The 12565-nt window shown below is 49.3% G+C and carries 8 protein-coding genes and 2 pseudogenes; all 10 read right to left on the bottom strand.

All coding sequences use genetic code 11. From position 1 onward, the window contains the following. Positions 1-41 precede the first annotated feature (41 nt). Positions 42-506, bottom strand: coding sequence for a hypothetical protein (locus P2R09_RS14190; protein WP_238343215.1), 465 nt, complete (start codon positions 504-506; stop codon positions 42-44). A gap of 5 nt (positions 507-511) precedes the next feature. After that, positions 512-1735: pseudogene (locus P2R09_RS14195) on the bottom strand (RHS repeat-associated core domain-containing protein); the annotation flags it as partial. 47 nt (positions 1736-1782) lie between these two features. Further along, positions 1783-2049 (bottom strand): hypothetical protein, encoded by a 267-nt coding sequence (locus P2R09_RS14200; protein WP_275770631.1) that lies wholly within the window; start codon positions 2047-2049, stop codon positions 1783-1785. Positions 2050-2057: 8 nt separating this feature from the next. Next, positions 2058-6458, bottom strand: a pseudogene (locus tag P2R09_RS14205) (RHS repeat-associated core domain-containing protein). Positions 6459-6461: 3 nt separating this feature from the next. Further along, positions 6462-6902 carry a DcrB-related protein gene (locus tag P2R09_RS14210; RefSeq protein ID WP_039660441.1) on the bottom strand — a complete coding sequence of 147 codons (441 nt, stop codon included), beginning with the start codon at positions 6900-6902 and terminating at the stop codon, positions 6462-6464. Between the two features lie 58 nt (positions 6903-6960). Further along, entirely contained in the window at positions 6961-7392 is a 432-nt protein-coding gene (locus P2R09_RS14215) for a hypothetical protein (protein ID WP_275770634.1), read from the bottom strand. Positions 7393-7409: 17 nt separating this feature from the next. After that, complete coding sequence (locus P2R09_RS14220; protein WP_275770636.1) at positions 7410-7889, bottom strand: hypothetical protein; 480 nt, start codon at positions 7887-7889, stop codon at positions 7410-7412. A 164-nt stretch (positions 7890-8053) separates the two neighbouring features. Then, on the bottom strand, positions 8054-8833 hold the full coding sequence (locus P2R09_RS14225) for a hypothetical protein (RefSeq protein ID WP_275770638.1): 780 nt from the start codon (positions 8831-8833) through the stop codon (positions 8054-8056). Between the two features lie 600 nt (positions 8834-9433). Next, positions 9434-10150 (bottom strand): hypothetical protein, encoded by a 717-nt coding sequence (locus P2R09_RS14230; protein WP_275770640.1) that lies wholly within the window; start codon positions 10148-10150, stop codon positions 9434-9436. Between the two features lie 4 nt (positions 10151-10154). After that, positions 10155-12565 (bottom strand): type VI secretion system tip protein TssI/VgrG (gene tssI, locus P2R09_RS14235; protein ID WP_275770641.1); only part of this gene is annotated, 2411 nt, incomplete at its 5' end.

The raw sequence follows: 12565 nt of genomic DNA on the forward strand, positions 1-12565 counted from the left end.
AAATTATAAAATAACACCTTGATAAGACTGGTAATTTAAAATCAGCCCCACTCAATGTATATCCCACAATTAAATGATCTCTCTTCCGACTGTACCGTTATCTCTCCCCATTCAAAATTCCAAACATGACCATAAGGAGGATCTTTTAATTCACCCTTATAATTATTGGGATATCTATTAAGCATCCATTCAAACATTCTTTTTTCTTCTTCCTTTAAAGCCTTTACATTGGCTCTTTTTTCCCAATCAGATAGACTTTTATAAAAATCACCGGTTTTGCTAGTGAGGAAAACAAGCGCCTTGAAAGAAAAAACAGCCGGATTGAATTCCACAGTAAATGGTTCATCGTGCCAACTGACGTCTTCTAAAAAAAAACGATATTTTCCAACTGATGTCAGATCATCAACTGAATTAAAAAAAAAGGACTTAGTAAAAGCCTCGTAAGATGAAAGATCTATTTCACTCCCATCTATATGTAAAGCTCCACTTGACTCGTCTAAATTCATTATTTTCATATGTCAATTACTTTTCCAGGTTTCAGTTTAAGCCGAGCTTCTTCCGGAATATAGAACTGCAGCCCTCCCCCTTCTCCATGTTTAGGATTAGCTTCAGCACGCCCTCTGGCTACAAATATATCTTCTGTAACGTAATAAGCTCTCACCTTTGAACGCATTGGATATGCTGGGTTCAACTCAACTTGCAAAGCTTCATGATAGCCAAGTGGATCACCTTTATGTTGTCTGACTGTAGGATGGCTTACAGTATATGCAGGTAACTGATCTCCATTAGGATGAAGGGCATAAAGTATCGTACCTTTTTTTATTACCGTATTCTCATAAACATCGACACCTGGATAAGATTTATTCCCTGGTCCCTGCCACTGCGTTGCTTCTTTCGCAGGGTTGTTACACTTCATCAACCCCCACGGATCCACCCATCCCAGCGCATTCGGCGCATACTGGTAAAGGTTGATCCCGCCCGCCAGCCCTATCGGGTCCTGCTGGGTGAACCGGCCGCTATCCGGGTCATAATAACGAAACAGATTGTAGTGCAGTCCGGATTCCCGATCCAGGTATTGGCCCTGCATACGCAGATTCTGCTGAACGACCGGCATCCGCTGGCTGGACTCGCGCAGCAGCTTGCCCCACGGGCTGTTGATGCCTTCCCAGGCTTTTTGCCCTTCAGCGTCAGTCAGCAGTTCCGGCATCCCGTTGGCCGCGTTATGGAACCAGTAAATCTCCGGGCTTTCCACACCATCAATACGGGCCAGCGGTTCATAGCTCTGGCTGTCGCTGTAAACGTAGGTCAGCGGTGTACCGTCGTGGATTTCCTGCAGCAGACGATAACCTTCCCACACAAAGCGCGTCGTGACGGCGTTGCCAGACGGTCTTCCCTGTAACAGCGGCTGGCTGGTTTTACTGATGCGGCGTCCTAGCGGATCGTATCGAAAACTCACCTTAGTGCGCGGCTTATTACGGTCCCGTGGCTCGCTGATGACGTCCGTCAGGCGATGCTCACCATCGTAGCGATATCGCCAGCGGGTCTGACCATCATCCTTCTCAGTGGTACGGCCATGAATGTCATATTGCCAGCGGATACCGTTCAGTTCTGTGACACGGTTATGCATCACGTGCGCGGCACTATGGCGATCCAGCGGGTTGCCTGCGCCATCCCAGCACCACTGCTCATTTCCCGGCAGTGCGCCTTTTAAGAGACATCCACCAGTATTATAATTAATGTTCTTTAAATCTGATATCTACCACTTTTAACCCTTTATAAATACTATAATTTAAGATATGTAGACACTGCTTTCTCAGCATCTGACATTTTAAAAAGCAATGGGTTATCGTAATCATTATAAATTTCCAAATAAGCTTTTACTGAGTTGTGGATGTCATTGTGGTCAAGACTTTCATTCTCTATCTTTTTGATTGTCAATTCATACTTTCTAATAATATCATCAAGCTTATTTTTTCCATAATTGTTAGCTTCATATTTTATTAATAATAAAGTATCATTCAAAATTTTTATAACTTCACTCTTTTTCATATTAAAACCTATGGCATGTTAATTTTCTTAATATTTAAAATCCAACTCTGATCCCATTCTCGAGGAAGGATTATTTGATCAGCTTTACCATTAAGGATTGCACCAGATTTTGTTACTTGAGGTGCAACTTCACCAATCTGCATTATTGTACCCTTAGGTACCAATATTGTAGCTTCGTATTGTCTTGTATTTTTCCATTCAGGTAGCAACGCAGCATCAATTTTTGCTTGAATACGACTACCTGCACTTGATGTTGAGACGAATGAACCTCCCACATCAGCCCGTCCTCCATAAACACGGTATAAGACAATATCTTCTGTTGTAATAACAGTTTTGTAATCACTATTTGTAAATGTAGCAGCGAGTGATTCTGCAAGGGGCCTTTTCTCAATCTCTTTATATTTTCCTTGAATTTTTTTACAACTCAACCCCCACGGATCCACCCACCCCAGCGCATTCGGCGCATACTGGTAAAGGTTGATCCCGCCCGCCAGCCCTATCGGATCCTGCTGGGTAAACCGTCCACTGTCCGGGTCATAATAACGAAACAGATTGTAGTGCAGTCCGGTTTCCCGATCCAGGTATTGGCCCTGCATACGCAGATTCTGCTTCACCACCGGAACTCTTTCGCTGGACTCGCGCAGCAGCTTGCCCCACGGGCTGTTGATCCCTTCCCAGGCTTTTTGCCCTTCAGCGTCAGTCAGCAGTTCCGGCATCCCGTTGGCCGCATTATGGAACCAGTAAATCTCCGGGCTTTCAACACCATCAATACGGGCCAGCGGCTCATAGCTCTGGCTGTCGCTGTAAACGTAGGTCAGCGGAATGCCGTCGTGGATTTCCTGCAGCAGGCGGTAACCTTCCCAGACAAAGCGCGTCGTGACGGCGTTGCCAGACTGCCTGCCCTGCAACATTTGCTGGCTGGTTTTACTGATGCGGCGTCCTAGCGGATCGTAGCGGAAACTCACCTTTGTGCGCGGCTTATTGCGGTCCCGCGGCTCACTGATGACGTCCGTCAGGCGATGCTAACCATCGTAGCGATATCGCCAGCGGGTATGCCCGTCATCTTTCTCCGTGGTACGACCATGAACGTCATATTGCCAGCGAATACCGTTCAGTTCTGTGACACGGTTATGCATCACATGCGCGGCACTATGGCGATCCAGCGGGTTGCCTGCGCCATCCCAGCGCCACTGCTCATTACCCGGCTGTGCGCCGTCCTGTGACAACAGCCGGCCGGCATTATCGTAGTTCCATAATGTCTGGCTGAACGGATTATCGTCACGCTCTTCACGGATCAGGTTGTTGCCGTAGTCGAAGTCGCGGCGACGGGACCAGACGCGCGGTGCAGGACGCTGTGAGTCACCCTTAAACACGTCACGGCGGCGCAGCCTGCCTAACCGATCATACTCACTGCGCATGGTCAGGCCGCCCTGTGTCCGGCTCAGTTCCCGGTGTAGTGTGTCGCGGGTAAACTCGGTAACCGGCAGGTTGTCTAACGCGATGCTCAGTAAATGACCGCTACCGTAGTAAAGCTGCTTGAGATTGCGACCATCCGGCAGGGTTAAGGCTGTGCAGTTACCCAGCGCGTCATACTCCCACGCCAGTTCGCCCTGCTCTCCCTGTTCAGCAATAATGCGGCCCAGCGCATCATATTTAAAGGTGATCTCCTGCTCGGCCTGCTGGCTCCACTCGGTGTCTGAAAGCGGCAGATGCTGCGACACTTTACCCAGCTGGCCGCCACCGCTGTAGTGATAACGCGTCTGGCCTTCCGGCGTGGTCCGCGCCCGCAGTTGCCCTGCCCGGCTCCAGTGGTAGCGATGGGTGATGGACTGAGGATGCCCGGCGGCAAAGGTACGTGATACCGTGCGGCCTGCCGCGTCATAGTCATATCGCGTCGCAACGCCATCCAGCCCGACCTGAGCCAGCAACAGAGAATCTGCGCCCCACTCGAACTGGTACTGTTCTCCGTTCTCGTTTTGCAGCGCCGTCAACCGGCCGCGGCTGTCCCAGCGTCGCTGAACCGTCTCTCCCTCTGCATTGCGGCTGGCAATCAGTCGCCCGACGTTGTCGTAACGGAACTCACTGCGTTTGCCATCAGCCGACTCATAGGCCAGCGGCAGTCCGTTCTCACTCCAGTGCAACCGCTCTTCCCATCCTTCTGCGCGTTCCAGCTGAAGAGGACGGCCTGCGGCGTCATAGTGATAACGGGTTTCTTCACCATCCGGCGCGATGACACAACTGAGCCAGCCCAGCGGATGATAACGGTAGCGCGTGGTCAGCCCTGAGCAGTCGGTTTCACGGATAACCTGGCCAGCATCGTTGAACTCCCGGCGGTAGCTGTTACCCGCTGCGTCGATCTCTTCGACAACCAGTCCGAATTCATCTCGTTTATAGAGCGTGCTTTGCCCGAGCGCATCAACGACGCGCTCAAGGCCATGATGGGGATCGTAATAGTATTTCGTGGTAGAACCATCTGCTCCGGCAACCACTGTCGGCAGCGAACGGTGGGACAGCCATTGCACCGCCTGCACACCGCCGTCAGCATCTTTCTCTTCAATGCGGTTGCCCAGATCGTCATAGGTGAAGCTCACCGCGTTGCCCAGCGGATCGGTGCGGCGAGTCAGGAGTTCGTTTTCATCCCACTCGTAGCGCCACTTCTCGCCCCGCTCGTCGATAAAACAGGTGATGAGGCCCGCAGCATTCCAGTGATGTTCACGCTGCTGACCGTCATAGGTTGAAACCCGCGTGATGCCCGCCTCAAGATCGTAATGCATGTGGCAGCCATCACCGGTATTGGTGCGGTTTTCGACAACGCGCCAGTGATCCAGCTTCTGCCAGCGATATTCACTTTCCAGCCCGCCGGGCAGCTGATGCCAGACCATTAACCCGTCGTCGTTGTACCGGAAACGCCGCGACACAACGCCAGCCGCATCAGTAACGCTGGCAAGCTGGCCCTGTTCAGTGTATGTCCAGCGCGTCAGAGGCCAGTGCTGATCGCCATCAAAATGGCTGGCTGATGTCGGGCGCCGCGCGTGCTGTTTGTCGTCGTAGTGCAGCGTGACGTCAATCGCCAGCGGCGCGTCATGGATACGCACCAGACGAGCCTGTTCATCCCAGCCCATCTCCAGGGCGTTGCCGTACTCATCACTCAGTGAAGCCAGACGCAGCACCTGCGGATCAGCAGCCGTGCGCCGGTAAAGACGCCAGACTGCACCGTCGTCATCGGCAATGGCGATATCGCCAGATTCGTTGCGCCGCACCATCAACCCTTCGCTGATGCTGTAGAGCACCTCTTTTTCACCAGGAACGTCAAAGCTCAGCTCGCGCCCGTTGTCATCAAACCAGGTTGCCCGATTCCCTTCCAGCGTCAGGTAACTGTCAAACACCGTGGCCCAGCCCTGACCAAACAGGCCAGCGCGCTGAGTCAGGCTGTTATAGCTGCGCTGAAAACTGAGCGGGAAACGTCCGGGAAGGGAAAAATCGCGCTCGGCATCATCATTCAGGACTTTGACGCCGGTCGCCGCATGAACCGGGAACAGCGACGAGAAAGCCGCGTTGATGGCCATGTCCGCCGCCATACCGCCCACGGCACCGGCCAGCGCGCAGGGCATGTTTTTGAGGATCTGACTGGGGCGACCACGGATGAGGGAAAGGCCGATCATCATCACGGCCAGGCCTGGCACCTTGCCACTTTTGATCTCTCTGACCGTGACGGTTTCACCACCAATAATGACATTGGGGGACACATCGTCACTCACGGTGGCATCACAGGTGGTTTTATCCTTTGCGCGCACCGCTGGCTGGCCATTGATAAAGACACTTTTCGATCCCTGCGCCAGATATTGCGGTGCACTGTGTTTTTCACAGGCTACTTTGTCCTGCTCCAGCGGAGAGGTACCCGCATCGGCGGAGGCGACCGTGGGTTGCCACATTGCACTGCCAAACTGACCCACCGCAGAGAGCAGCATGCTGCCGTAGTCGGCAAAGCTCTTCGGTGATTGAGGTTCCGGTGGCGGTGTCTCGCCGAGCGTGAGCATCCCGGCCGCACGTACGGCTAAAAGACCATTTACGTAAACGTTGTCTGAACCGCTGGATATCACACCGGCGGGTGACGGCGGGAATATCATGTTTCCCAGCCCATCGGCCGCTTTACTGATCTCATGTGACAGACCCACGGCATTGGCCAGTATACCGCCAAGAATACCGCTGAGCAGGCAACTGTTACCCACGGCGGCTACACTCGCCGCTGCCGCCCCCGTACCCAGCAGGGGCGCTGCCGAGACGATAGCAGCACCCACTGCGGCACCAATGACGGCATACGCCGCACCTTCTGCCACAATGCTGGTGATATCAGCAAAAATGCTGGAGTGAATGATCTCATCGCCCACGCGGGCCGCAGGATTATCCATAAGTTATGCTTTCCGTGGCGTGTTCAGAGTCAGGCTTTGTTTAAAAGCACTCCAGCGCTGTCCGTCTTCTTCATTGAATGGACGCATCGCGGAGAGCGTAAAAATCATTAAGGTGTTCGAGTCCGGCACCTGCGTAGCCAGCTGTTTCTGCCACACGGCCTGCCCGTTACGGTCAAACATAGTTTCAACTTCAATTGCGTGTAGGGTGTTATCTACACCCGCCGTCACGCGTACAAACTCACTCTGCTGGATGTGACCCATCTGACTCCGCAACGTGTCCCACTGACGCTGGAATTCTTTTTCCGCATCACTGCCCTCAGAAATAACACCACGGCTTACAACCCATGCCAGCCCACTGGCTTCGTCGCGGAGAATATTCATGGTGGTGTCCTGCCAGGCAGCAGGAAAAAGCGCAAAGGCGCCCTCATTGAATTGGTAATTCATAATAGATATCCATATGGGGGAAGTAAAAATGGGATGTTATTAACAGCAGAGGGATTAATTATTTATTTTCCTCATAGTCGGGTGCGATACCAGTATGTGTTTCAACTAATCGGAATTTTTCGACCCAGCCGTTGACCTGGTTTCCGTCATTGGCCACATACATTACGCTGTAATAGTTCCCATACTCGACGTAAGCATATAATTCATTGCCAGGCACCACAAAAACATCTTTCTCTACACAGCGGCTATCAGGCGCAGAATAAAACTGCAGCCGTCCTGACCCGCCAACCTTGTAGACATTATCTGTATTGTCGAAACGCACGCCATTTGCGTTGGCAGCATCACTCAACATCTGGCATGCGTTATTGGCAAACACGGTCAGAGGCAATGAAAATACTATTAAAGGTAAAATTTTAACCATAACTACCCTGTCATTTTTAAAAATAACGATCACATCAGAGATATAACATAATTCAATTCCGCGCGACATATCACGTAGAACTCCTTTCAATCATCCGTATTAATCGTCATCATAATATGACTGACTTTTTTATGCTCTAACTGAAATGACATGCGTTTGTGATCAGCGTCATAATATAACCAGTGCTGATTATCACTGTCATCCACTGTGCCCTGACCATATTTACTGACCAGCACATCCTGACTGTCACCGATTTCTACGCCTCTGGCTGTTTTGATTGCAGGCGTATTGATGGTGATCTGTGCAATGAGATAGCTATTGATATCACGCTGTTTTTTTTGCCAAAACAAGTTGGAAGTGTAGATTTCAAAACCATCATATTTATGCTGATAGTACTTATAGCTGTTGTCACCGGCGGGCACGTCGCCAACGAAGTTTTCGCTTATCTGCGCGCCCACCTGTTTCTGAATTTCACTGTTCCAATCGTCACCTAAAGTTAAACCGTGATGATTTATTATTACCTGAAAGTCAGAGCTTTTTAGTTCATTACTGGAATCATCAGCCATTACACAACAAGAATAAAAATAAAAAACAACTGAAAGCAGCGCGCATAATTGAAAATTACGTTTATTAATGAGACATCCCATTTTATAAAATTCCATTTAAAATAATGTGCAAACATCATGTGTGACAGTGCGCACACATGGCGCACCATCACACAGAAACTTTATTACTCGGAAATATTTATCCACTTTCCGCCTTCAGATAGTACGATTTTTTCATTAACAACAACTGTAAGATTACTAATTACATTGTTGATAATATAAGTTGCATCATGATTACGGAATTTATAACTTAGCACCGTGCAGGAAGCCTGACCACAATCACTTTTCATAGCCTTTCCTCTTAACCTGACAACCGCGCCATCTGATTTTCTTACACCTTCATAACTGACGTCATTACACTCCGAATCAGTAGTGCAAAGCGACGCTATCCTAATCCTGAACTTCTGCGTCTCGAAAACTTTCTCGCCGTTTTTTTGAACTTCTTTTTTATTTATAGCCGAAATAGCTGACTGTTTTTTATCGAAACGCTTCGCCCAGATCGCAATATCTTCCTGCATTTTGTTAGTTGCACGGTCATTACTTATATAATTTATTTTATTATCTACAGGCAGTATCCATGCAGCGTAGACTTTACCGTCAGGCTGTATAACAAATGCTGAAGCCTGCTCAAGGTAAAGATCTTTTAACCAGCCCTCAACGAATATACCACCGTTCGCTGTTATATGAGGCTTACCAAAAACATCAAAGTTCTGGCTAAAGTCATTGTACTCGCTGCCTAAAACAGATTTTAAACTTGAAACGACTTCCTGGTCATTAAAAATAGTCGAAACATTACCCAGAACATCATACTGAGAGTAAGTCGATTTCGTATCAGAGGCTGTTGCAAAACCTGTTAAGCTACCAATAAAAAAAACCCAAAAAAACAACTTAATAAATAAACTCACTTTATTCACCTGAAAACTTCAAAAATTCAGCAGCTTCATTGGTATAGCGCTTTGTCAAAACGGTGGAATAATGATTCCACCAGTTATATTAAACACCGTTTTTAACCGTAGTGCTTGAACAATATATTTACTTGTCATAATTCAAACCTGCGCTGAAAAGGTCGACTCAGGCCATAGCTGAACTCAGGGCCTTGCCTGCACGTACGAAATTTTAGTTGCTTCAGGTCTCACCGGGATTGAAAGCATAGCTATTTAGCAGAACGGAAAAGTCGCTATCATTAAGAGTTGGAAAGTATAAGTTCGTTCTGGGTTCGGCCCTTGCAATGCAAGATAAAAAAATGAGGGCAGACACAAATATAAGACCATCAAAAAAACTACATTTGTTAAATTTTATCGAGATTAGCAAAAAAAACAAGAAAAAACTTTCGGTTTCTCACTAATAAATTGCAATTTAACTTACTGAATATAAATTCAAATTTAAATTCTACGTGCAGGGAGGAGATAAAAAACCACCTCCCCGAGAAATATCATATTATTAATTAAGTTTATACATATTATTCAATCCGCAGGAAAATCCTCGTATTTGAAAAATAAAAATTATCATTCCCACTTACCAGTTTGCTCTACAAGTGTTTTATTCCCCTGCATTACCTTTAACGCAAGCGGATTAAAGCGCACAATATAATCTACATCGTTATTTTTAAAAACCATTCCGTCGGCTTTATTTAAATTAACAGGCTGCGTGGTTTTACCTTCAAGAATAATTTGCTTTCCATCTTTATTTCTCAGGCCAAAGTATTTAACTTTATCACATACAGTATAAAACCCTCCACAACCATTCACTAAAGTAATGGTGAAATCAGATGTCGAAAAAACTTTCATATCTGATTTTAAATTTTCCTGATTTACTTCTTTATCGAGCGTGTAATTTTTAGGCGCATAGAACTCACCATTCTCAGGATCTTTAATTAACTTCCATATAACTTTATTATCTTTAATTTCTAAACTTGCTTTACCTTTTACACCACCAAAAGCAGAATTAAAATCAATCAAAGCATTATTTCCGTTTGCAACACCTTTGAGATTTTTTTGTTCATTATCAGGACAATCTATTTTGTTACCGCTTCTGGTAACATAGCAATAGCTACCCATTATGTTATTATTTTTCTGCTTTAACTTTAATGTTAACGTTGAGTATAATGATCCGTTATCATTTTTTTCTTGCCCACTCCATTGACCGGTGAAATCGTCTGAAGCAAACAAGGATGATGAAGAGATTGACAACAGCACCGCTAAGCTAAATCCAACTTTGTTCATTTAATTAACCTTTAAAATCCAGACAATCATTAACCCTATTAATCCAGCCGGTAAGATTGGGTAAGTTTTTAGGATCAGATATAGTGAGGTTAGTATAATATTGCTTTCTGATTTCATCAATGCTATCGGTTAGTTTACCTGAATCTTCGACACTATTCATAGCTGAAATTGTATCAGGTCCAATGACACCATCAACATTTAAACTTTTTCCATATTGACTATTTAAGAGTTTTTGAATCTGTTTTCCTGCCCCACCAGATGTAATGCTCCAGTCATAGGACATCAAAGCTAACTTAGGATCTTTTATGTCATTAAAACCACTTGGGTCCCAATATCTTTTCTTGTAAATAATCTCAGCCTGTTCTGGAGTGATTTTTTTAAGATTTTCTAGCGTCGGCTCAACACCCAGATCCTCTTTTGAATATTTTTTCCATGTATTCCAGGCAATCCCATGGTTTGTTGGACCGCCTTTATCAGATGCGCGATTTGCATAGCCCCCTTCATGTCTTAATATTATTGGAGAAATGGTTGAAAAATTGTCACCATTTTTTAGTGTTGCCACCCCTTTCGCCGGTGCCGCCGCAGCTTTTGGCGCAGCGGGCGCGGCCTGGCCTTTCTGCTTCGGCGGGAACAGGTTCTCCACCGCCTGACTGATGTTCTGTTTATGACTGGAGCCCGGTGCGCTAGTGCCCGGTTTTGCGCCATCTGTGTTCAGGTTCAATTTGCCGCCAGAGGTGGTGATATGACCATCGCCCTGCACGAAAATATTGAAGCCCATACCCACAATGTTAATCTGGCCATTCGCATTCAGTTCGATTGCACTCTCGCCACATTCCAGGCGGAGTTTAGTCCCCGAACCCACTACATAGGTATCGACCACCGCATCGAGTTTGCCCTTACCGGTCAGCCGCTCTTCGCCCCCTTTTACACCGTGGACGCGATTGGTTTCGACACGGTAGAACTCATTGCCGCCCGCATAATGACTGTGATTGTTGGCGACTGAATGACTGGAATCATTTTTAACATGGGTATCCATGTTCTTCTGTGCCTGAATCCACAGGTGTTCCTCACCCGCCTTGTCCTCAAACCTCAGCGCGTTCGCCGTATCTGCCGTGCCATCCTTTGACCGGCTCAGAAAACCCATCTGCGTCGCCGCCGCCGGCAGCGCCCACGGCGGCATGCTCGCCTCGTTGTAAACCCGGCCGATAATCAGCGGACGGTCCGGATCGCCATTAATAAAATCCACCACCACTTCGTCGTTAACACGCGGGATCTGCACGCCGCCGAACCCCTGACCGGCCCACGCGCTGGAGACGCGCACCCAGCAGGAGCTGGTGTCGTCACCCTTTGCCAGCCGGTCCCAGTGAAACTTCACCTTCACCCGGCCGTAGCGGTCGGTCCAGATCGACTCGCCTTTCGGCCCCACCACCTTCGCCGTCTGCGGACCGTGCGTTTTCGGCCACGGCGTCTCCGGCGGCGTGCGGTACGTCACCGACGACGGCAGCACCGTGAAGCTGATGTTGTGACGGCTGTCGCCGGTGTCGCCGCTGGCGTAACTGTTCTCGGCGAAGTCATAGGTGGCCGAGGTCACCAGATACTCGCCGTTGTCGCTGAAGTGCGGCGCGTTGATGATGGCGAAGGTGAAGCCCGGTGCGATGCCGGTGGCGGTGCCCGACCCGCTGACGCTGTGGTGCTCGGCCTGCCACACCTCCTGACGGATGCGCGCGTAGGACTCGCCGTGGCTGTGGTCGACAAAATGGCCCGGCCAGTCGTAGACGTCCACCGACCCCGGCACCGGCGACGCCGGGTTCTGCCGCGCCTGCAGCATCCACGCGTTCGGCTTGCGGAAGTCGTAGTCGTCGGTGCTGTAGATGCCCGGCGTCACGCTCTCCGCCAGCGACCACTGGCTGATGCCCTCTTCCGTCACCACGCCGCCCGACGGGGTGACGTGATAGGCGATGGTCTCATAGCCCGGAAACGCCTGATGCTGGTCCGGCGCGTCGCACAGCACCAGCGTATGCCTGTCCGCCTCGTGGCGGAAGAAGTAGTAAATCCCCTCCAGCTCCATCAGGCGGCTGATGAAGTCCAGGCTGCTCTCCTGATACTGCACGCAGTATTCCCACACCCGGTAGCTGCCCGCCAGGCGCGTCTCCACATTGACCCCGTACTCCTTCAGCAGCGTCTGCACTATCTGCGGCACCGTCTGGCTCTGGAAGATGCGCAGGTTGCGGTCGCGCTTCATCGGCCACAGGTCCGGCTCAACCGTCAGCTCATAGACCGCGTAGCGGGTGCCGCTCAGCTCCTGGCTGCGCACCGCCACCCGGGTGATTTTGCCGTTGAGGTAGCGCGGGCTCAGCGCGTTCATCAGGCCGTCGGTCGGCAGCGTAAAGGTCACCGGCTTGCCCAGCAGGGCGT

This window comes from Pantoea sp. Cr_R13 (assembly GCF_029222565.1).
GTDB lineage: Bacteria > Pseudomonadota > Gammaproteobacteria > Enterobacterales > Enterobacteriaceae > Pantoea > Pantoea eucalypti.

Coding starts and splice junctions, on each gene's coding strand:
- P2R09_RS14190 (WP_238343215.1), bottom strand. CDS start 506: ATGAATTTAGACGAGTCAAGTGGAGCTTTACATATAGATGGGAGTGAA.
- P2R09_RS14200 (WP_275770631.1), bottom strand. CDS start 2,049: ATGAAAAAGAGTGAAGTTATAAAAATTTTGAATGATACTTTATTATTA.
- P2R09_RS14210 (WP_039660441.1), bottom strand. CDS start 6,902: ATGAATTACCAATTCAATGAGGGCGCCTTTGCGCTTTTTCCTGCTGCC.
- P2R09_RS14215 (WP_275770634.1), bottom strand. CDS start 7,392: ATGTCGCGCGGAATTGAATTATGTTATATCTCTGATGTGATCGTTATT.
- P2R09_RS14220 (WP_275770636.1), bottom strand. CDS start 7,889: ATGGCTGATGATTCCAGTAATGAACTAAAAAGCTCTGACTTTCAGGTA.
- P2R09_RS14230 (WP_275770640.1), bottom strand. CDS start 10,150: ATGAACAAAGTTGGATTTAGCTTAGCGGTGCTGTTGTCAATCTCTTCA.